Raw genomic sequence first — 22,386 nt, forward strand, 5'->3', positions numbered from 1 at the left:
TTTTCAAAAAAATTTTAAAAAAATTTATGAGATAGTCTAAAAAGCCCTAAAACAAGCCTTTTCTCCAGTCCTTGGAATGGTATCTTGCAAAGGCTGTTGAGCCAACAATTGTCCAGGTGATTCCAGTTGATACCCAAAGTCCCCATTCTCCAAGGAATGGAATAGAGCAAAGAGCCAGTGGGAACACAACCCTTCCAACCATTTCAGCTGCACCAGAGAGAGCTGGGAAAAGAGCATCTCCAGCACCGTTAAGGATTCCCCTGCAGACATAGATGGTTCCAAGTGGAAGATAGAACATAGACAGAATCTTCATGGCAGTTCCGCCGTAGTAGATGATCTTGTCAGCCCCTTCTCCTTTTACAAAGATGCTTACGATAGATCCGCTAAACAGCAGCATCACAGGGATCATCACGATAGCGTAGATCAGCATCATAGTCATGCCTCTCTTATATCCCTCTTTTACCCTGTCCCCTTTCCTTGCGCCGAAGTTCTGGCCCGTGTAGGAGGAGAGAGAATCAGAAAGAGCTTTAAACTGCAGGTTCACAAGATTCTCAATCTTACTTGTAGTAGTAAAGGCCGCAACAATAATATAGTCAAAAGAGTTAATGACTCTTTGAAGAACCACGAAGGAAAGAGCTATGAGTCCGCTCTGAAGCGCCATGGAGCCTCCAAGAGTAAAGCACTTTACGACAATATCTTTATCAAATCCGAAGTCTGCTTTTTCTAATTTAAAGACAGGATTCTTAAGGAAAGCAAAGGTCATGGATGACAAAGCAGAAAGAGCCTGAGCTGTAATAGTAGCCACCGCAAGGCCCACCACACCCATGTCGAATACCAGAACAAATACCAGATCCATGATCACGTTAAGAAAGCTGGATATTATAAGGAAGAACAGCGGAGTCTTGGAATCCCCAACGCCCTTTAATATGTAGGAAACAGTGTTATAAAGAGCTGTTCCCACAAAGCCAAGGCAGATGATGGACATATAGGCTGCCGCATTAGAAAGAATGTACTCCGGAGTTCCCATAATATACTTAAGCACAGGGAAAGCAAAGATGGCACCAAGAACACCGATGGTCATGGCAGTGGCAGCCACGAGAATAAAGGCGTTGGTGATAACTTTTTTAACAGATTTGATGTCGCCCTTTCCAAAGTGCTGGGATGTGACGATGCCAATACCTGTAGCCAGGCCGTTTCCCAGGGCGAAAAAGAGATTTGTCACATGACCGGTGGATCCAACCGCAGCCAGGGCGGAAGGATCAATGTATCTGCCAGCAATGATGGTGTCTACGATGTTGTAGAACTGCTGGAAAATATTTCCAAATAAAGTTGGAAGCATAAAGGTCAGAAGAAGCTTTGTGGGATCCCCGACCGTCATATCTACTGATGTTGAACGTGTTACTGCTTTACTCATGATTACCTCTAAACTCAAATATACACTTGCCAAGCTGCTCTAAATATCTCAGAGCGCTAAGCATTCAGTTTAGTATAGGTTATCCTTAGCTCTTTTTCTATCTACATTATTGAACACTTTCTGTGGATTTTGATTTATCTTTGATATGTTGCAAACTCATTAGATGATTATGAAAAATCTTCACTATCTCTTTTGACAAATGTGGTATGATATAAAACGGTTTTTTGATTTGATTTAAATAGGAGAGTTTTATGAGTATTTTAAACGTTGAGCATTTAACCCACGGTTTCGGCGACAGAGCCATCTTTGATGACGTGTCTTTCAGACTCCTTAAGGGTGAACATATCGGACTTGTTGGAGCCAACGGCGAAGGTAAGTCTACATTTATGAATATCATTATCGGCAAGCTTATGCCAGATGCCGGTAAGATCGAGTGGGCAAAGAACGTTAAGGTGGGCTACCTTGATCAGCACGCTGTGTTAAAAGAGGGAATGACCATCAGGGACGTCCTTGCATCCGCCTACGAGCCTCTTTATGAGATGGAGCGCCGCATGAACGAGATCTGCGATGCCATGGGGGATGCGGACGAAGAGACCCTCAATAATTATATGGAAGAGCTGGGTACTATTCAGGATCTTTTAACCAACCATGACTTCTACCTTATTGATTCCAAGATTGAAGAGGTTTCAAGAGCACTGGGATTCCTTGACCTTGGTCTTGATAGGGATGTTACTGAGCTTTCCGGTGGACAAAGAACTAAAATCTTACTTGGTAAGCTGCTTCTTGAGAAGCCTGATATCCTTCTTCTTGACGAGCCTACCAACTACCTGGATGCTGAGCATATCGTGTGGCTTACAAGATACCTTCAGGAGTACGACAACGCCTTTATCCTTATCTCACACGACATTCCTTTCCTTAATAATGTAGTTAACATCATCTATCACATGGATGGTCAGACCCATTCACTGGACAGATATGTTGGTGATTACGACAAGTTCATGGAAGTCTATGAGATGAAGAAGGCCCAGAGAGAGGCAGCCTACAACAGACAGCAGCAGGAGATTGCTGATCTTAAGGATTTCGTTGCCCGCAATAAGGCCCGCGTTGCCACCCGTAACATGGCCATGGCCCGTCAAAAGAAATTAGACAGTATGGACATTATCGAGAAGATCCAGGAAAAGCCAAAGCCAGAGTTTAACTTTAAGACTGCAAGGACTCCTGGTAAGTACATCTTTGAGACTAAGGATCTGGTGATCGGCTATGATGAGCCACTTTCATTACCTCTTAATATCAATATGGAGCGTGGATCAAGAATTGTCCTTACTGGTGCCAACGGTATCGGTAAGACAACACTTCTTAAGAGTATCCTCGGTCTTATCAAGCCTATAAGTGGAAACGTAGAACTGGGCGAGAATGTGGAGATTGGATACTTTGAGCAGGAGATGTCTCCTGACATTGAGACCACCTGTATGGAAGAAATCTGGAAGGAATTCCCAGGCTTTTCTCAGTACGAGGTCCGTTCAGCCCTTGCCAAGTGCGGACTTACCACCAAGCACATCGAGAGTAAGTGCAAGGTTTTATCTGGTGGTGAGCAGGCTAAGGTTCGCCTTTGCAAGCTGATCAACAGAGAGTCCAACGTTCTTGTACTGGACGAGCCTACTAACCACCTGGATGTAGATGCCAAGGACGAGCTTAAAAGAGCTCTCAAAGAATACAAGGGAAGCATCCTCATGGTCTGCCACGAGCCAGACTTCTACGAAGGTCTCGCCACTGAGATCATGGACTGCTCCAAGTGGACAACAAGAGTGTAAGATTTTTTGCAACATAATTCATTTCTCATCTGTATAGATTGTATAAGACTATCTACGGAGGAGAGAGTATGAGTGAAAATCTTAGAAATGATATAAAGAAATGTCCATGGTCAGCCCTTGTATGTGCTATATGGTTTAGCCTGATCTGGTGGCTGATGGCATGGACATCAATTAGATACGATGAGGGGCTTGATAATCTCTTTGCCTATAGGGGTTTGTTTGATCATCCAAGGCTTGTGGGAGCGGTATCTGGAGTTATTACCTTTATTCTTGTAGGATATTGGGATAAGTTTAAGAACAGGCTTGATGTGGTGCTGTTTCCGATGGTGGCAGCTATCTTAAATGTAGTATTTACTATTATCTCTTCGTCTATTTGGCGCACAGACCATGTTTATACTGACTGGGAGCTGGGCTTCTGGCCTGATAGGCTTTGGTTTATTTCATGGTATGTTATCGGAGTATGTGTGGTATTTCTTGCATTTGACAGGCTACTTCCTTTTGTGCATATGTATTTAAGGGCATTAATTGTAGGCTTTGTGTTTACATTCTGCATCTGGGGATTACTTGCTCTGATTTTAGTTGCGTTTGAAATGCTTCTCTTTGGGGCAGCTGATTTCTTTTTACATATGATCTTTGTAAGTATCGCGAGTATGGTAATTTCAGCTCTTGTTTTAGGTACTTTAATTGGAGCAGTTGGTTATCTTGTGATCAAAAAGATGAAGCTGCTTGGCGACGCTGGACAGTATGTACTATTTTTCTTTGGAGCTGTCTACACAGATTTCCAACTTCCAATCTTTGGAGATATGGGAACAGCTTTTGTAGCATTTTTTGCTATTTTCTCCATTTTTATCTTTGGATTACTGACTCTGGTAGATTTCCTTAGTAGCAGAGCTGTTAAGAAGGATGTTTTACTATGACTTGTGAATAAGGCTATCTTAGGAGGAAAAGAGTATGAAAGAGAAACTTAAGAACGACATAAAGAAATGTCCATTGTCAGCGATTGTTTGCGTAGCGTGGTTTAGCTTGATCTGGTGGCTGATGGCATGGACATCAATTAGATACGATAACGGGCAGGGTAATTTCTTTGCTTATTGGGGAGTTTTCAGCCATCCAAGACTTGTGGGAGTAATCACAGGAGTAGTTACCTTCGAGCTTGTTGGATACCTGAATAAGTTCAAGAATGTATATGATATCCTTATCTTTCCGGTGATCGCAGCAATTCTAAATGTGGTATTTAGTGCTGCCTCTTCTACAATCTGGCGCACAGACCATGTTTATTCCGAGTGGGAACTGGGATTCTGGCCAGAGAGACTTTTGTATATCTCATGGTATGTGATCGGAACATGTGTGATCTTTCTTGCAATTGACAGACTAATTCCATTTCTTCATGAGTATCTTAGAGCGCTGGTTTTAGGCTTTATGTATATTCTTTGCGTTTGGGGATCGTTGGATCTGATCGCATATATCATAAAAATGCTTCCAATAGAAATATATATCTACTTAGAGGATTCAATTTCATTTGAATTTATGTATATGTTAGCCGTGGCCTTCATTGTGGCATTTGGAGTGATCGCATTCTTTGTAGTCAAGAAGCTTAATCTTCTTCACGGCTTCATTCAGTATGCACTATTTACGGTAGCTGCTATTTACACAGACTACCAATTTATGGCGTTTGGAGATTTTGGAATAATATTTTTTGCTTTGTTTGTGCTAAACGCAGTTGTAGTCTTTCTCTTAGTAGCATTGATTGACTTCATCGTAAGAATGATTATTAAAAAGAAAAAACAGCGTGTAGAATAAATAATTAATAGAATTAGAGGAAAGAATCTATCTGATAAGAACGAAAATGGTGATCAAGCCAGAAAACAAGGAGTGGGCAAATGCCTTTGCCACAGTTTGTGCGGATAAGGGGATTATGATTCAGTACCTTTATCCGCAAATATTGACTTTGAAAATCAGGTTTTCGTAGACCGTGCGGATAAACCAGTATGATTCAATAACCTCTATCCGCAAATCTAGATTCATAGTCTTTAGCTTGAAATCGAATTTGCGGATAGGATGAATTGATTCAGGATATCTTATCCGTAGATGCCTTGAGAATGAGGTATCAAAACATGAAAAGTTGCGGATAAGATGGTGGGATTATTAATGCTTTACACGTACAGGCTAGAATATAGGTTGATTACTAGAGAATGAGGTTGATTACTAGTTGGAATTATTTGCATAAGTAAAGAACTTGGATATGAGATGAGTATTGCTAAGCCAGATGCAGAGCCCCAGGGCCATAGATATGTAGATGCGAGCATTTGGACGAGTCGATGAGTTCCTAGGTGAAATATAAGAAAAATGGTGAATGCCCTGAACGACTGTGATATGAGCCATTTTTCTTATATAAGCCGTAGGAAGTCACGGCGAGGAAACGTGAGCATATACATATCTATGGCCCTGGGGCGTTGTAGTGGATAGCCAGGATCAGCTCAGGGCGTAGATTCTGGGTGCGACCTTGAGCTTCATGTAGATGTCGGCGTATTGGGATGGAGAAAGATCTTCCACGTAGTTTTGCTGGAAGTTTTTCTTTATCCCATTTTTTTTGAGGATATCTGCTGCCTTATTGTAGGCAATGGCGGCCTCAGCTTCTGAATTGTATTTCCCAACCACATAGTTACTTCGAACGTGGATCACCACCTTGTATTTAAGAAAACCCTTCTCTGCATACTGCATAACACCGCGGTAGCGGTTAAGGATGATGATATTCTCATAGCGAAAGTCCAGAGGATCATCATTGGCAAAGCGATAGTCCCTGCCTTCAACGGCATAGCTCTTTATACCATAACGCGCAAGGACGGAGAGCTGGGAACCATAGTCCGCCACAAACAAGTGAGAACCACGCTTCATGATCTTATGAGAAGAGTAGTAAAAGAGATCATCTATATCGAACTTAAGTGAAAGGTCAGGGGATAAGTAGTAGCGGAAATATTTCTTTTCAAGATAGATAGGAGTTGCGATGTACATACCCTTATCTCTGTAGTTAATGAGACTTACGCATTTTTCAAAGGGGAGAGTCATTTTACTTGAATAAGATGAGATGTCAAAGGATGGGTCTCCAAGAACCTTTTGAGCTTCGCGGTAGGTCTTGGCGGCCTTGTCTTCACGGTCAAAGCTTCCTAAAGAAATGTGCTTGCCTCCGAAGGTGATGGAAGCTCTGTAGGATGGCGTCCCGTCTTTAAGAGTTGTAGCATATACACCGGTACTTCGCTGATTTTTCAAAGTATCCCCCTTATGTTTACCAAAAACACGTTGTTACTTTAATAATTCAAAGCGCTAAAATTTATGGTAGATATTTGAGGTATTTGTGTGTTATACTCATATTTCAAAGGGTAGGTTTTCTACCAGAATTTCCATATAAATATTGTATCAATAAATGAGGAGTAAAAGCAATGGCAAAGGAAGTTTTGTACAGTAGTACCAGGGGAGCTTTGGACAAAGTTAAGGCATCTGAAGCTATTTTGAAAGGTCTTGCAAAGGACGGTGGACTCTTTGTTCCAGATCACATCCCTTCTTTAGAAAAATCACTTAGAGAGATTTCAGAACTTAGTTATCAGGAGACAGCTTACGAAGTAATGAAGCTTCTTTTAACTGATTTCACAGAGGAAGAACTTAGGTACTGTATAGAGCACGCCTACGATTCCAAGTTTGATACTAAAGAGATCGCACCACTTGCTGAGTGCGGAGGCGCTTATTACCTGGAATTGTACCACGGCGCAACTATTGCTTTTAAGGATATGGCACTTTCAATCCTTCCATATCTTATGACCACTGCGGCGAAGAAGAACAATGTAAAAAATGAGATCGTCATTCTTACAGCCACAAGTGGAGATACTGGAAAGGCAGCCCTTGCTGGATTTGCTGATGTTAAGGGCACTAAGATCATCGTCTTTTATCCTAAGAACGGCGTAAGCCCAATTCAGGAGAGACAGATGGTTACTCAGACAGGAGATAACACCTGCGTTATCGGAATCGAAGGTAACTTTGATGATGCTCAGACAGGAGTTAAGAAGATCTTCACTGACGAGAGAATCTGCAAAGAGCTTGATGCTAACGGATTCCAGTTCTCATCAGCCAACTCCATCAATATCGGAAGACTTGTTCCTCAGATTGTTTACTATGTTTATTCTTATGCCAAACTCCTTAAGGAAGGCAGAATCTCAGATGGGGACGCTATCAATGTAGTAGTTCCTACAGGTAATTTTGGTAATATCCTTGCTGCTTACTACGCTAAGCAGATGGGAGTTAACATTGCAAAGCTTATTTGCGCATCTAACTCCAACAAGGTACTCTTTGATTTCTTCAAGAGCGGTACTTACGACAGAAACAGAGAATTTGTCCTTACTTCATCACCTTCTATGGATATTCTCATCTCATCTAACCTTGAGAGACTTATCTATCACATCGCAGGTGACGACGCAGGTACAGACGCTTCTCTTATGAAAGAGCTTAATGAAAGCGGTAAGTACGACATCACAGATGCTATGAAGGAGAAGCTCTCAGACTTCTACGGCGGCTACGCTACAGAGGAAGAGACCTTCGCAGCCATCAAGGACGCTTTTGAAAATTACGGATATCTCATGGATACCCACACAGCAGTTGCTTCTTCAGTTTACAAGAAATACGTTAAGGAGACTGGAGATAACACAGTGACAGTTATTGCTTCAACAGCAAGCCCATACAAGTTCACAAGAAGCGTCATGACAGCTCTTTCTCACAATGACGATTCCAAGGACGACTTCGAACTTGCTGAAAAGCTTTGTGAATTATCTAAGGTAGATATTCCAGAGGCAGTAACATCTATCAGAACTGCCAAGGTGCTTCATGATAAGGTAGTTGCTAAGACCGACATGGAGAAGGCAGTTAAGGAATTTCTTAAGATCCAGTAATAATTCAGAGCAGCTGTAGCAAATACAATAACAGGAGGTGCGAATGGATACTGGAAAGAATATTTACTCAGAAAACACACCTGAAATCGTTGAGCTTTCTAAACTGGCCGAAGCAGGAGATATGATCGATAACGAGCTCTTTTACAAATATGATGTAAAAAGAGGCCTTCGTGATCTTAATGGTAAGGGCGTACTTACAGGCCTTACCCGTATTTCAGAAATTATTGCCAAGAAAGAAGAAAATGGCGAGAGCATACCAATTGACGGCGAACTCTATTTTAGAGGCTATGATGTCAGAGAACTTATAAAAAGAGCTACTGACGATAATCGTTTCGCCTTTGAAGAGTGCTCCTATTTGCTTTTATTTGATAAGCTCCCTAATGAAAAAGAGCTATCTGATTTTAACAAGATGCTTGGTTTTTACAGAAGCCTTCCAACCAGCTTTGTAAGAGACATCATCATGAAGGCGCCAAGTAAAGATATGATGAACACCCTGGCAAGATCAGTTCTTACGCTTTATTCCTATGACGATCTTGCTGATGACACATCTCTTCCTAACGTGCTTAGGCAGAGTATGCAGCTTATAAGCCTGTTCCCACTTTTATCAATCTATGGCTACCAGGCTTACAACCATTACCACGAGGGTAACAGCCTTGTTATCCATCCTCCTCTGGAGGAGCTTTCAACAGCAGAGACAATCCTATATCTGCTAAGACCTGACAGCCAGTATACAGAGCTGGAGGCTAAGCTTTTGGATATCTGCCTTGTGCTTCACATGGAGCACGGTGGTGGTAACAATTCATCCTTCACAACCCACGTGGTCAGCTCAAGTATGACAGATACTTATTCCACCATTGCAGCAGCCATCGGATCCCTTAAGGGACCAAGACATGGCGGTGCCAATATCAAGGTGGTTCACATGTTTGATGACATTGAAGAGCATGTTAAGGACTGGAAGGATGAGGAAGAGGTAGCAGCATACCTTGATAAGATCCTTAATAAGGAAGCCTTTGATAAGGCAGGACTTATCTATGGTATCGGCCACGCTATCTATTCCAAGTCAGATCCAAGAGCCCTTATCCTTAAGAGCTTTGTTGAGAAACTTGCAGTTGAAAAGGGAAGAGAAGATGAGCTGGCTCTTTACCAGCTTGTTGAGAGACTTGCTCCACAGATAATTTCCGGCGAGCGTACCATGTATAAGGGCGTTTCCGCCAACGTGGACTTCTATTCAGGCTTTGTTTACAGAATGCTTGATCTTCCTGAGGAGCTTTACCCAACAATCTTTGCTATGGCAAGAATTGTGGGCTGGAGCGCTCACAGAATGGAAGAGCTTGCCAACAACGGTAAGATCATTCGTCCTGCATACATGGCCATCGAGCCCCGTAAGGAATATGTTGCCATGGGCGACAGAGACTGAGATTAGACTTGATCAGAGCAAGCTTGTTCTGCAGGATATTAAGACAATAATAAACGGAGAGGATATCATCTATCCTCTCCGTATTTATGTGGGTTAAAAGAACTATCTAATTAAAGGCCGTACTTCTGAGCAATGAGTGGAGCAACCTTTGAAGATCCGATTCTGCTGCAGCCAGCTTCAGCATATGCCTTAGCATCCTCGATAGTACGGATTCCGCCAGCAGCCTTGATCTTAACATCTGGTCCGATGTGCTTTTTGAAAAGCTCGATGTCGGAGAGTGTAGCGCCAGCGCTTCCAAAACCTGTAGAAGTCTTGATGTAGTCAGCCTTTGTCTCTGTTACGATCTTGCAAAGCTCGATTTTCTCATCCTCTGTAAGGTAGCAAGTCTCGATGATAACCTTAAGGATCTTGTCGCCGCAAGCCTTTCTCAGCATCTCAAGCTCTTTTTTTACTTCGTCAAATCTGTGGTTCTTAACATCTGAGATGTTAACAACTGTGTCGATCTCTGAAGCGCCATCAGCGATGGAATCCTCAGCCTCAACGACCTTAGAATGTGCTGAGTTGTAGCCAAGAGGGAAGCCGATTACTGTGCAGAGATTAAGTGCATCGCCGTACTTCTCATGGCATCTCTTAAGATAAGCCTGAGGAATGCAAACTGACGCTGTGCCGTACTTAACAGCTTCGTCGCAAAGAGCAACGATCTGCTCCCAAGTGCAGTCTGCAGCAAGCAGTGTGTGGTCAATGAGTTTAAGTATTTCTTTTTCTTCCATGATAAAAATCCTTTCTGATTTGAATTGACAATATTAAATGGTGCAAGCTGTGAACTTGCACCACTTATTATATACTCAATCATTAAATTACAAAAGTGCAATATTCCTATATCTTATTTGAGCTGGTTCATGGCCATCTGATAGATGCCTTCATCAGGAAGATCACATTCGCTTCTTACTACGCAGGCGGTTTCAAGCTTGACTGTTACGTCGTTACCATCGATCATCCTTATGGATTCAACGGATTCCTTGACGTTTTCACAGATGTTCTGAAGCTCACCTGGTTTGAAGAGATATGTTATAAGAGCAAAATCTGCTTCCCTGGTTCTTGCAACAGCGCAGCTCTGTCCGGTGACCTTAACGATAGCATTACCCATTTCCTTAAGGAGCTTCTTGCCAAATTCATCCCCGAAGGTCTCACGGATTCTTTCGTACTTGCTGTTTCTGATAATGATAAGACCGTAGTTTTTGTGATTCTCATGGTATTCAAGAGCGTAGTCTATCATGGCATCTGTGAAGGCCTTGGTACTCATAAGACCTGTAACAGGATCAATCCTACGCTTGTTGGATGCTGAATCCATCTGGTTAAGCTCTTCGTCGCAGTCGATGAAGTAGCCCAGAAGTCCGGCAATCTCATTGTTAATGTAGAACGGAACCTTGTTGGCAACGATATTGTGAACGATACCATTTACAATACACTGTCCAGGTGCGTTCTGGATAAGCTTGCCCTTTGTGACAACGTCTATCTCATCAGACATATAGGAGTTTTCATCAACATTCCAGCGGATATCCTCATCGGTCTTGCCAATGATATCATCCAGTGATCTGATATCATAGAAATCCAGGAAGGACTGGCTTACGCCGATGAAACGTCTATCCTTATCCTTCCAGAAGAATTTGATATTGGAGCTGTTGATAACGTTCTGCCACATGTAGGCTGAACGGATAATCTCATCACTGACTTCACCGGATGCTTCGTAGCTTGTGCCCTTAACGGATTCCTGAATATACTTATAGACATCCTCTACAGTGGATTTGATGCACAGAAGGTATTCTCTTGCATTTGTTCCTGGGATAAGTAAAAGAGATAACTCTTTCCACTGGTAATTGCCATCTGGTTGTTTTAATCTGCAGACAGTAACCACATATCCCCTTCCGCTAAGCTCTATGCGGGACTTGATGGTGCTCATATCCAGGAAGTCATGGTACCTTTTCCTGTCCTTGGGGTGAACGATATATTTTTCTGTTAGTTCATTGCGCTCAGTAAGAGTACCAGTGACAACCTTTTCCTGAGGCGAATACCTGAACTGTCCAAGGAGAGGAGCAATGGAATTGTTGCCAGGGTTAAGCTGGAGAACAACTTCAAACAGGTGATTTAGCTCTTTTAACCTGTAATTAAGGTCGTTGAGCTTGTTATTCTCTCTATCCATGGAGATATTAAGGATCGATCCCTTTATCAGGTGACGCCCGGCGTTGCTGGCCAGTACTCTTGCGGTGAATCTGAGAATACTGCCGTTATAAGTGTAGTAGAAGGTCTCCTGGTTACCAGAGCTGGCCAGAATGTTGGCAAATTCCTTGTATTTCTTTACAAGCGGAGAGCTTCCTGTGTATATAATATTATCTATTTTAGACAGGTCTTTTTCATTGATGAAGATCTGCTGTTTATAGGGCTCATTCATGAACAAAGTCTTGAAGTTCTTGCCGTCGTATTCGAAAAGTTCAAGGGGTTCATTTGTTTCCATGGCGTTAAAGCTGGCGACGTCATAGTAGTGGCGCCATTGCCTTTTCTCAAAGGTTATGTTCTTTTCCTGCATTGCTGGGAGAAGATCATCAAGGGGCATGGGCTTTCCGTAGAAATAGCCCTGGAGCCGTCCGCAGCCTATCTTCTTAAGGAAGTCCACCTGTTCCTGGGTTTCAACACCCTCTGCAAGGGTCTTCATCTTGATACTTTTAGCCATGGTGATACCCCAGGTCATAATGGATTTTGATTTTTCTGTAAAGGTGGACAGGAAATGCATGTCCATCTTAAGGGTATCGAACTGGAAGTCCTTAAGGACTGTAAGAGAAGAGTAGCCAGAGCCAAAATCATCCATCCAGACTTCGTATCCGGCTTCTCTGAAGCGGTCGATCTCAGAACGCATCAGATCTTCGTCAGATGCAATCATACTCTCAGTAATTTCTACATGAAGATAGTCTCGTGGGATATCATACTTTTCAATAGCCTTCTCCACTACTTCCAGCATATTGGTGGCTTCGAAGTCAAGGCGGGAGAGATTGATAGAAACAGGAACAACAGGAAGTTCCTGTGAAAGGCGATCAGAAATGTCTTTACATGCGCACTCCACAATAAAACAGTCAAGCTTGTAGATCTGCTTACTGTCTTCCAGTGGGCCGATGAAAAGGTATGGAGCCAGGAATCCGTATTCAGGATCAATCCATCTGGCCAGGGCTTCTGCACTACAAAGCTGACCTGTGAGGGATCTGATCACAGGCTGATAATAGGGCACAATCCACCCATTTTCGATGGCTTTGTCGATGTTTTCGACCACATATTTCGCGACTGCGGCCTTGTCAATTTCCTTGGTGGCATCTTTCATAAACGAAATCTCCATCAACTATTACTGATATATTGAGTATAAACTATTTTGATGTCTTTAAACAAGCTTAAAGCACAAACAAAGGGTGTATAACCTATAAAAATGTGATAAAATTTCTTTTGAATTTTTTATAAGTAGAATTGCGGGGTAATATTTAGTTGCTTCGCGGTTTTTAGATCAATATATAGGGAGGCATTATTATGTCATATGAAAATACAGTTATAAAGGAAAGACTTGCAAGTCTCCGTTCTGTCATGGAAAGAGAGGGCATCGACTTTTATATGATGCCAACTTCTGATTTCCACAATTCAGAGTATTCAGCTGATTTCTTTAAGGTAAGAGAGTATTTTTGCGGATTTGACGGATCAAACGGAACTCTTGTTGTGTCCAAGGATTTTGCAGGAATGTGGACAGATGGCCGTTACTTTATCCAGGCTGAGAACCAGATGAAGGGCACAGGAGTAGAGCTCTTTAAGATGATGAATCCAGGTGTTCCTACTATTGAGGAATATCTTTTTGCAAATATGAAGGAAGGTCAGTGCCTTGGCTTTGATGGAAGAGTAATCTCCACAAGCATTGGTGAGAGCCTTGAAAAGAAGCTTTCTGCTAAGAAGGTAACTCTTAAGATCGACAAGGACCTTGCAGAGGAGGTTTGGACAGACAGACCAGCTCTTCCTCTTCATGATATGTATGTTTTATCTGATGAGCTTTGTGGAAAGAGCTTTGCACAGAAGCTTTCAGAGGTTAGAGATGCCATGAAGAAGTTTGGAACAGGTGCTTATCTTTTATCCAAGCTTGATGATATCTGCTGGCTTACTAACCTTCGTGGTAATGACGTTGAGTGCAATCCTGTAGCTCTTGCTTATGCTTATATCACAATGGATAAGTTCAGTCTCTTTGTTCAGGAGGGTGAGGTTACTTCTGAGGTTAAGGAGTACTGCGATAAGGTTGGAATCGAACTTCGTGACTATCACAGCGTAATGGAGTTTGTAGGAGATAGCTCTTTTGACAGTGATGTTCTCTATGATAAGAGAAATACTAACTTCCTGACATTTAAGACTCTTCTTAAGAAGGCCCAGGAGGGTAAGGTGGCTCTCAAGAACGAGAAGGATCCTACAGAGCTTATGAAGGCTCAGAAGAATAAGACTGAGATTGCCAATATCAGAGAGGTTTACCTTAAGGATAGCGCTAAGCTCACAGAATTTATCTACTGGGTTAAGAAGAATGTGGGCAAGATCCCAATGACAGAGTACAGCGCAGCTATGAAGCTTGATAGCATGAGAGCTGAGCTTCCTGGCTACATTGAGCTTTCTTTCCCTACTATCAGTGCTTATAATGCTAATGCTGCAATGGCTCACTATGAGGCAACAGAGGATAACTGCGCTGAGGTTAAGGCAGAGGGTATGCTCCTTGTGGATTCTGGAGCAACCTATATGGGCGGAACAACTGATGTTACAAGAACTATCGTTGTTGGCGCTATTTCTGACGAGATTAAGAGACACTACACAGCAACTGTTGCTGGTATGCTTAGCCTTGCAAATGCTACATTCCTTGAGGGCTGCACAGGAAGAAATGTTGATATCCTTGCAAGAGGTCCATTATGGGATATGGGAATTGATTATAACCACGGCACAGGCCACGGTATCGGCTATATCTTAAATGTTCACGAGGGACCACAGAACATCAGATGGAGATTTGCTCCTGGTGCCAACGAGGCTCCACTTCTTGAGGGTATGATCGTATCTGATGAGCCAGGTGTTTACATTCAGGATAGCCATGGCATCAGAATTGAGAACATCCTTGAAGTTGTTACTGATAAGGAGAATGAGTACGGCAAGTTTCTTAAATTTGCGCACCTTACCTATGCGCCTATCGATCTTGAGGCCATTGATACTAAGTACATGAAGCCTGAGCACGTTAAGCTTCTTAATGAGTATCACAAGATGGTATACGACAGAGTTGCTCCTCTTATTGAGGATGCTGAGGTTAAGGCTTGGCTTAAGGAAGCTACAAGAGAAGTGCAGTAAAAATATAGGAAGTGTGGGAAATGATGAGCATTTGCCGAAATGGCAAATGCTCAAGTTAAGTACGGATAGATTGTGGATAGTTGTAATTTGAATAAGAAAAATGAGAGTGTTCTTGATATAGAGAACATGCTTGAAATTAGTAGTACACATGAGACTATAGATGTTCATGAGAGTAATAGTGAACATGAGAGTAAGAACAATCATGAGATAAAGAATGTTCAGAATTAATGTGAATATGAAGAAGAATATCAAGAATTTTTTGATAGTATCAATAGCTTTGCTGATGCTGGCGGCATCGTTCTATGTGAGTATGCTACGGAAACAACATATAGATGGACATGTATCTGAGGTCCTCTCTGAGGAAGAAGCTGACTACGGCAAGGCTATGGAACTTGCCAGCAAGACTTCAGTTCAGGTCAAGGCTTCTAGCCTTATGGGAAGCGGCAACATCTACAAAATCACAGATGATAAGATTGTGATAGTTACTGCACTCCATATCTTTGGAGATGGCGAGGATACAGGTGTTGTGGTGTTCGATGACGGCAGCAGTACTGGTAGTTCCAGCGATAGTTATTCTGCAATTGATACTAGCAATAATGTGGAAATGGCTATTGATGAGAATTCTGCAAGTATAGGCGGAAAAATAGAGGCTGAAGCTGGGATTATCAAGAAGGATACAGATAAGGATATTTGTTTCCTGGAAGTTACGCTGGATGGTGGAATTGCAGGCAAGTCTATCAAGACTGTTGCTGGAGAGAGTGTAGACCTTGATAGTCTTGGAATCAAGAGTATCTGCACTATTTCAGAGGTTTACTTTGGAGACTCAGTTTTTGTCTATGATCCTTATGAGAAGGCTATGAGCGCCGGCAGTGTTGCCAGTAATTCAATGTTCATCGAGGAATTTGGCATGGACATGATCTACTGCCTTTGTAACGTCAGTGAAGGCATGTCAGGAAGCGGCCTCTTCACTACAAGAGGCTACTACGCAGGAATGCTCCTTGGTGGCTCCTCTGATAGCGAGGCTGTCTGCGTAGATGTGGCAACAATTGATGAAGTATATGGCCAGTGATGGGCTGATGAGTAAGAGGTTAGACGAACAAAGAAGCTAAGTTAATTCTTGAATTTGTATTAGTATAGGAGCTTGTATTTGTATTAGTATAGGAGCTTGTGAACAAGTAACATTATGACTATTTCTTGAAATACAGAAAATAGCTATAATTCTACTTTTTTATGTACACTGTGTGGTGCTAGTTCATTTGTTTTGAGCTAAAATACAGAAAATATGGTAGGTGCCATTTATTTTCTGTGCAGGATGAAATTTGAAATCTTTAAAAACACAGAAAATAAGAGGGGTATCTTGATTTTTATGTAACGTAATCAGTTGATTGGAACGAGAAATACAGAAAAAGAGTAGAGTACATAGTATTTTCTGTAATTTAGATTTTTTGCAAGTTCTTAGAGTACAGAAAATTTGGTCTACTTGCTTGTTTTTCTGTGTTTTTGCATTTTAGAAATTTGATGGTGTACAGAAAAAAAGAGCATCACTAGTATTTTTCTGTGTTTTTGCGATTTTGTAACTTGATGATGCACAGAAAAATGATCATTACCGTAAAAATCAAAGGAAACTAAATGGAACTAGAAAAATGTAGTGAATGTGGAAGTGAATACTATAAGGCAAGCTCTAAGATGATGTCTTTATGTCCAGAATGTGCATCAATTCTGTATGGATATGAAAAATGTGAGCATGTCTTTAAAGATGGTCGCTGTATTAAATGCTATTGGGACGGTAGTAAGAGCAGGTATACCGAGAGCCTCTGAGCTACTGATTAAGCTTGCATTGTTTCAAGTAAACTTGTAACGAATACCAGCCTGAATCCGCCAATCTCACATTTTTTGAGATTGACGGATTTTTATTTTTTCACAAATCCCCATGAACTCTAGCCCCGCGCCCTTTCCCAAAAGAATTTAAAAAAATCTCCAAAAAATTTTCCAAAATCTGCAACATATCAAAACTACCATCTGTATATAGTGTAGAGAGCGAAATAAAGCTGACCCACAACAAACAACAAACAAAAAACAACCAATAACCAACAACTCACAACCCCCGGGTCAGCTTATATTAAAAAAGATTTTTTATGACGGAGGGAAAATTATGAAAAGGAAATTGTTAACGATTGCTTTTGCGTTAGTGCTTACACTTTCAGCAACAGCATGTGGCTCATCAAAGTCAGCAACAGCAGTTACAGATACTAAGATGGCTGAAAGTAGTTACACAGAGGCAGCAGAAGCTGACTATGAAGTGATGTTTGATCTTTCAGATGCTTCATATGAGGAAGCTGCTGCAGCCACACCAAAAGCGGCAGATGCCCAGGGAGATGACAACTCAGCAAGCCAGAACAACAATGTATCAACAAACACAAATAACTCATCAAACACTAACACAAACTCATCTCAGACAACAAACAGAAAACTCATCAAGACAGTTAATGTATCAGTAGAAACTAACGATTTTGTACAGGCTACAAGAAATCTTGAGAATAAAGTTGCAGAGCTTGGCGGATATGTAGAAGATTCCAATGTTTATAACGGAACATATTACGATCAGACCAAGAGAAGCGCCAGCTACACCTTCAGAATTCCATCAAACAGACTTGATGAATTCACAGAATTTGTAGGTGGAGCAACACACGTAATCAATTTCAGTGAGAATACCAACGACGTAACACTTAACTATGTAGACGTAGAGAGTAAGAAGAAAGCCCTCAAGACAGAGGAAGAAAGAATTCTTGCTATGATGGAGCAGGCAACAAAGCTTGAAGATCTCATCACTCTTGAGGATAAGCTTGAGACTATCAGATATGAGATCGAGAATGTTGAGTCACAGCTTCGTGTATATGACAACAAGGTTGATTACAGCACAGTATATGTAAGTGTTGACGAAGTAGTAGAGTTCACACCAGTTGTTAAAGAGTCAGCTGCTTCAAGAATGGCAAATGGTTTCATGAAGAGTCTTATCGGACTTAGAGATGGACTTGTAGAACTCTTTGTAGTATTTGTTATCCACATTCCACAGCTTGTATTCATCGCAATTCTTGGATTCCTTGGAGTATTCGTCTTCAAGAAGATTGATAAGAAGAGCTCAGCAAAGAAGGCAGCTATGTATAATGCAGCAAAGGTTCAGCCAGCACCACAGCAGGCAGTACAGGCAACACAGCCAGTTCAGACACCACAGCAGCCAGTTCAGACTCAGCAGAATACAACAGATCAGAAGTAATAAAGACATCATTTATTCAGCATCATAATAGATAACAGATAGAAATGATCTGACTGTACAGATTGCATAAATAATAAAGAAAAAACGATAAATTTTCATTTTCTATAAAGGCGAGTGTGTGATACAATATCTCCGTGTTGTTATTCGTATAATTATTAAGCGCGTAGCGAGAAAGAGTAACGGAGAAATATATGTATCCAAAGAGCTTATATTTAGAAAAATCCATTGGGTTAAGTTTATTAGAAGAATTATATATGTTTGCGCAGACTGCCGTGCAGGCAGTGACAAGAACTGTCGCACAGGCATTTGCGCAGACATTTACACCATCATTTTCACCAGCACAGTACCAGGAAGAGTCAGGTACCATTAATGCTTCTTCAGAAAGAGCTGGTATCATCCTGGACAAGTATGGTGACGCGATTTTGAGAGTTGCTTATTCTTACCTTCACAATATGGATGACGCTGAGGATATTCTTCAGGATACACTTATTCAGTATCTTAAGACAATGCCTACTTTCAGCGGTCTTGGACATGAGAGAGCATGGCTTTTAACAGTTGCATCTAATCTTAGTAAGAACAAGATTGAATATAAAAAGTATAGAGAAACTGACGAACTTATGGAGGAACTTGTTGCTGAGGAGAAGACAGATCTTCAGTATGTATGGGACGCAGTTAAGCAGCTCCCTACCAAGTACAGAGAAGTAATCCATCTGTATTACCAGGAAGGCTATGTTACTAAAGACATCGCCAACATCCTTGGCAGAAATGAATCTACAGTTCGTTCTGATTTAAAGCGAGGCAGAGAACAGCTCAAAAAAATACTTAAGGAGGCCTATGACTTTGAATAAATATCAGGAGATCATGAATAGGGTTAAAGTATCTGACGATATGAGAGCTCGCATTCTCCAGAACATCGAGAACAACATGGACGGGAGTGGAGCTAGTAATATAGCGACTTTTTCACCTGTTCCAAAGAAAAAGAAAAATAACATCAGAACATTTGTGAGCATCGCATCAGCGGCAGCAGCTCTTGCGCTTGTAGCAGTAGGTTCTTTTGCTGTATACCGTACAATGAATGTACCAAAGGCTTCTATGGATGCAACCTACGATATGGCGGAAGAGGCTCAGGTAGCCAGCGCTGACATTCAGGTTGATGATGCAAGCGTTCTTTCAACCTATGTGACATCTAATTCTCTTTCAAGAGTTTCAGGAATCAACATGAACGATTCTCAGGAGCTTCTTGATGAGGCTGACAATTCATCCTATGCACTTCTTGATGGAAACGCAGCTCAGATCCAGTACGAGGTTGACGGCGAGATCATCACAATCCGTAAGCAGATGGATGAGAGCGCAGCAGCACAGACGGACGTTGAAGAGGTTGATGATGCAACCCAGACAACTCCAGGTGGCACAAGCGTTGCAGCTAAGGGTGGCGAGAAGGATTCAGCAGAGTCAGATAATAAGGTTGACGCCCAGTTTGCTAATAACGACGAGCAGGAAGCTGAGACAGAGACTGAGGTAGCAGAGGCTACAGAGGAAACAGTTTCTGAGAATGCAGTAACTGTTGGACAGACAGACAAGTATACTTCAAGCAAGACAATCGTTGTTAACGGCTTTGAAGTTACAATTTATGGCGATGGCCAGAATTACTACTATGCTACATGGTCAAGAGCAGAGTACAACCTTGACTTCGAGGCAACAACAGGCAGAAACGAAGAGGATTTCAAGGATCTTCTTTCTAAGGTAGTTGGAGTTACAGGCTGATAGAGACAGCTTAGGACTATGTAATATTGGGATAATCAGTTTGAATTTGGCATTTTGATTATGAGTAAATATAAAGCAGTTATTTTTGACATGGACGGAACCCTTCTTAATTCCATAGAAGATATCACAGACTCCGTGAATTACATCATGGATCAGTATGGATTTAAGAAGTGGACTGTCGATGAGATCAAGTATAAAGTGGGAAGTGGCGCTGCCAAGCTTATAGAGCGTGCTATTCCAGAGGGCAGAGACAACCCACAATTCCAGCAGATCTTGCAGGATTATGAGGCCTATTACCTTGAGCATTGCAATATCAAGACTGGCCCCTATAACAATATTCTTCAAATGTTAAAAGAGCTAAATAGTAAAGGCTATAAAATGGCAATCGTATCCAATAAGTCTATGGATGCGGTTGTTGAGCTTAAGGATAAATACTTTGGTGAGTACGTATCTGTGGCAGTTGGTGTTACAGATAAGCTTAAAAGAAAGCCTGCACCAGATGAGTGCTTCGAAGCTATGAAGCTTCTTGGCGTAACTAAGGATGAGTGCATCTATGTGGGCGATTCAGAAGTGGATTATCAGACAGCAGTTAACACTGGAATCCCTTGCATTTCCTGTATGTGGGGCTTTAGAACAAGAGAAGACCTTATTGCAGCTGGTGCGAAAGACAATATATATGTTGACGATCCATTGGAGATCCCAGAAACACTGCAATAATGCGAAATAAAGTTTATAAATTGTTGTTGACGTAAGGTGTTTACTTTGTTATTATATACAAGTCGTCACGAAGTGATGACGGTTTGCGGAAGTGTCGGAATTGGCAGACGAGCAAGACTAAGGATCTTGTGACTGGTTATGTCGTGTGGGTTCAAGTCCCATCTTCCGCACGAAATAAAAGGATCAACTCGAAAGAGTTGGTCCTTTTATTTTGTGCGGAAGGGGACTCTCACCCAGCAGCTTCGCTGCGTGGGTTCAGGGATTCACACTAGACTCGGAAGGACCTCGTCAAGTGTTCACCCATGGCTCGCACTAGGCTCGAAAATACCTCGCCAAGTGCTCTGCTCAAAGTCCCATCTCGTCAATTGCTGTGCACTTTCGACTGTGCGAAAAACAACCAGTGGTTTCATAAAACCAACTAATTTGAAATTGATAGTTGTATGAATGATGCATATAATGAACTTACATGATCATGAATACAACAATCGGAGGCGGTTTTATGAAAACAATAGGAATGAAAATTAAAGAACTGAGACGCTCCAAGGGGTTCTCACAGTCGGATGTCGCTAAGAAACTTGGAGTGACCAGTCAGGCGGTCAGTAAATGGGAGACAGACAGTTCCCTCCCGGAGATGACCATGCTCCCGGATATCGCATCGCTCTTTGGAGTACAGATCGATGATCTGTTTGAATACTCCACTGAGAAACGCTTCGAGAGTATCGAGAAGAAAATTGAATATGGAAAAGTGCTGTCAAATGTAGAGTTCGAGAATGAGGAAAGCTTCCTTCTTGGCGAAACGGAAGCGGATCCGACGAATCATGACGCAATCTCTCTGCTGGCAGATCTTTATCGCTATCAGGCAGAGAATCTGAAGAAAAAGGCAGTACGCTGTGCGAAAAAGGCGCTGGAACTACGCCCCAACGAAAAGGGCGATATCAACAATATCTGCTTTGGCAGCGATGGAAAGCTCTTTGACTGGGATGCGGCAAATCATCATGAACTGATTGAGGATCTGTATAAGATCCTGAGGGCTGAACCAAAGAATATTCGGATCTACTTCTATCTGCTGGACAATCTGATTGATGACGGCAGACTTCGGGAGGCAAGAGAAGTTCTGAAGGAGTCCGTTCAAAAGAACCCTAACACTTTGAATGACTTCTACGAGGTGTTTATCGAGGAATATGAAAACGGGTTTGAAGCAACAAAAGAAGCATATCGGAAGCTGGTGGAGAGATATCCGGAAGACTGGAGCGTACTGTTTTCCGTTGCCAATACGTTTTCCTATCACGAAAAGTATGAAGAGGCAATCCGGTATTGGCAGATGACATTTGATTGTATGCCTAAGCCCCGCTATACGGATCCCTATGCCGCTATGGCACTTTGTTGCATCCGTATGGGAGATAAGAAACGGGCTGCAGACTATTACAAGAAACAGATCGAACTTCTTCGAACGGACTGGAATACGAAATACTCCGCAGAAATAGACCGTTTGCAGGACAAGATTGAGCAGTTGCAGGCATAATGAGCCGTAAAAAATAGACTGACAACTGGCGGGGCACTTCTCAAAGGAATCGCCCCGCCTATTATTTTTGCAGAGCTTTCCGTACCGGAAAAATAATTTTTGTATTTCTAATATCGTGTGGAAGGGGACTCTCACCCAG

The 22,386-nt window shown here is 42.0% G+C and carries 17 protein-coding genes and 1 tRNA gene; 14 read left to right on the top strand and 4 right to left on the bottom strand.

Annotation, left to right across the window (positions count from 1 at the left end; translation table 11 throughout):
- Positions 1 to 46 precede the first annotated feature (46 nt).
- Positions 47 to 1,414, bottom strand: a complete 1,368-nt coding sequence (locus T541_RS0105245) for an MATE family efflux transporter (RefSeq protein ID WP_051538104.1) — start codon at positions 1,412 to 1,414, stop codon at positions 47 to 49.
- Between the two features lie 251 nt (positions 1,415 to 1,665).
- Here T541_RS0105245 and T541_RS0105250 point away from each other — a divergent pair, with 251 nt between their 5' ends.
- From T541_RS0105250 to T541_RS0105260, 3 genes are all read left to right on the top strand, one after another.
- Positions 1,666 to 3,225, top strand: coding sequence for an ABC-F family ATP-binding cassette domain-containing protein (locus T541_RS0105250; protein ID WP_026651701.1), 1,560 nt, complete (start codon positions 1,666 to 1,668; stop codon positions 3,223 to 3,225).
- Between the two features lie 68 nt (positions 3,226 to 3,293).
- Positions 3,294 to 4,142 carry a hypothetical protein gene (locus tag T541_RS0105255; protein ID WP_026651702.1) on the top strand — a complete coding sequence of 283 codons (849 nt, stop codon included), beginning with the start codon at positions 3,294 to 3,296 and terminating at the stop codon, positions 4,140 to 4,142.
- A gap of 34 nt (positions 4,143 to 4,176) precedes the next feature.
- Entirely contained in the window at positions 4,177 to 5,025 is an 849-nt protein-coding gene (locus tag T541_RS0105260; protein ID WP_026651704.1) for a hypothetical protein, read from the top strand.
- A 672-nt stretch (positions 5,026 to 5,697) separates the two neighbouring features.
- Here T541_RS0105260 and T541_RS0105270 read toward each other — a convergent pair.
- The gene (locus T541_RS0105270; protein WP_026651705.1) at positions 5,698 to 6,492 is read right to left on the bottom strand and encodes a hypothetical protein; all 795 of its coding nucleotides are present in this window, start codon (positions 6,490 to 6,492) and stop codon (positions 5,698 to 5,700) included.
- Positions 6,493 to 6,662: 170 nt separating this feature from the next.
- Between T541_RS0105270 and thrC the strand changes: the two genes are divergently transcribed.
- Both thrC and T541_RS0105280 read left to right on the top strand, forming a co-directional pair.
- A complete protein-coding gene (gene thrC, locus T541_RS0105275) occupies positions 6,663 to 8,159 on the top strand; it encodes a threonine synthase (protein WP_026651706.1) in 1,497 nt (498 codons plus the stop codon).
- Between the two features lie 43 nt (positions 8,160 to 8,202).
- On the top strand, positions 8,203 to 9,576 hold the full coding sequence (locus T541_RS0105280; RefSeq protein ID WP_026651707.1) for a citrate/2-methylcitrate synthase: 1,374 nt from the start codon (positions 8,203 to 8,205) through the stop codon (positions 9,574 to 9,576).
- Between the two features lie 110 nt (positions 9,577 to 9,686).
- Here T541_RS0105280 and deoC read toward each other — a convergent pair whose 3' ends face one another.
- Positions 9,687 to 10,346, bottom strand: a complete 660-nt coding sequence (deoC, locus tag T541_RS0105290; RefSeq protein WP_026651708.1) for a deoxyribose-phosphate aldolase — start codon at positions 10,344 to 10,346, stop codon at positions 9,687 to 9,689.
- A 113-nt stretch (positions 10,347 to 10,459) separates the two neighbouring features.
- On the bottom strand, positions 10,460 to 12,943 hold the full coding sequence (locus T541_RS20560; protein WP_026651709.1) for an EAL domain-containing protein: 2,484 nt from the start codon (positions 12,941 to 12,943) through the stop codon (positions 10,460 to 10,462).
- 200 nt (positions 12,944 to 13,143) lie between these two features.
- On the opposite strand from T541_RS20560, the gene T541_RS0105300 reads away from it, so the two are divergent.
- The 9 genes from T541_RS0105300 (at position 13,144) to T541_RS0105340 (ending at position 22,247) form a co-directional block, all read left to right on the top strand.
- Positions 13,144 to 14,970 (top strand): aminopeptidase P family protein, encoded by a 1,827-nt coding sequence (locus T541_RS0105300; RefSeq protein WP_026651710.1) that lies wholly within the window; start codon positions 13,144 to 13,146, stop codon positions 14,968 to 14,970.
- An 87-nt stretch (positions 14,971 to 15,057) separates the two neighbouring features.
- A complete protein-coding gene (locus T541_RS21345) occupies positions 15,058 to 15,198 on the top strand; it encodes a hypothetical protein (protein WP_155839465.1) in 141 nt (46 codons plus the stop codon).
- Entirely contained in the window at positions 15,185 to 16,039 is an 855-nt protein-coding gene (locus tag T541_RS0105310; RefSeq protein WP_026651711.1) for a trypsin-like peptidase domain-containing protein, read from the top strand. The genes T541_RS21345 and T541_RS0105310 overlap by 14 nt, the downstream gene beginning before the upstream one ends.
- A 1,083-nt stretch (positions 16,040 to 17,122) precedes the next feature.
- Positions 17,123 to 18,244, top strand: a complete 1,122-nt coding sequence (locus T541_RS18885) for a DUF4349 domain-containing protein (protein WP_026651712.1) — start codon at positions 17,123 to 17,125, stop codon at positions 18,242 to 18,244.
- 254 nt (positions 18,245 to 18,498) lie between these two features.
- A complete protein-coding gene (locus tag T541_RS0105320; protein ID WP_081779863.1) occupies positions 18,499 to 19,092 on the top strand; it encodes an RNA polymerase sigma factor in 594 nt (197 codons plus the stop codon).
- Positions 19,085 to 20,008 (top strand): hypothetical protein, encoded by a 924-nt coding sequence (locus T541_RS0105325; RefSeq protein WP_026651714.1) that lies wholly within the window; start codon positions 19,085 to 19,087, stop codon positions 20,006 to 20,008. Before T541_RS0105320 ends, T541_RS0105325 begins: the two co-directional genes overlap by 8 nt.
- Positions 20,009 to 20,068: 60 nt before the next feature.
- Positions 20,069 to 20,725, top strand: coding sequence for an HAD family hydrolase (locus tag T541_RS0105330; protein ID WP_026651716.1), 657 nt, complete (start codon positions 20,069 to 20,071; stop codon positions 20,723 to 20,725).
- 85 nt (positions 20,726 to 20,810) lie between these two features.
- Positions 20,811 to 20,895: transfer RNA gene (locus tag T541_RS0105335), tRNA-Leu, on the top strand.
- A 329-nt stretch (positions 20,896 to 21,224) separates the two neighbouring features.
- Positions 21,225 to 22,247 (top strand): helix-turn-helix domain-containing protein, encoded by a 1,023-nt coding sequence (locus T541_RS0105340; protein WP_026651717.1) that lies wholly within the window; start codon positions 21,225 to 21,227, stop codon positions 22,245 to 22,247.
- Positions 22,248 to 22,386 lie beyond the last annotated feature (139 nt).

It is taken from the genome of Butyrivibrio proteoclasticus P6B7, from assembly GCF_000622085.1.
Taxonomy (GTDB): Bacteria; Bacillota; Clostridia; order Lachnospirales; family Lachnospiraceae; genus Butyrivibrio; species Butyrivibrio proteoclasticus_A.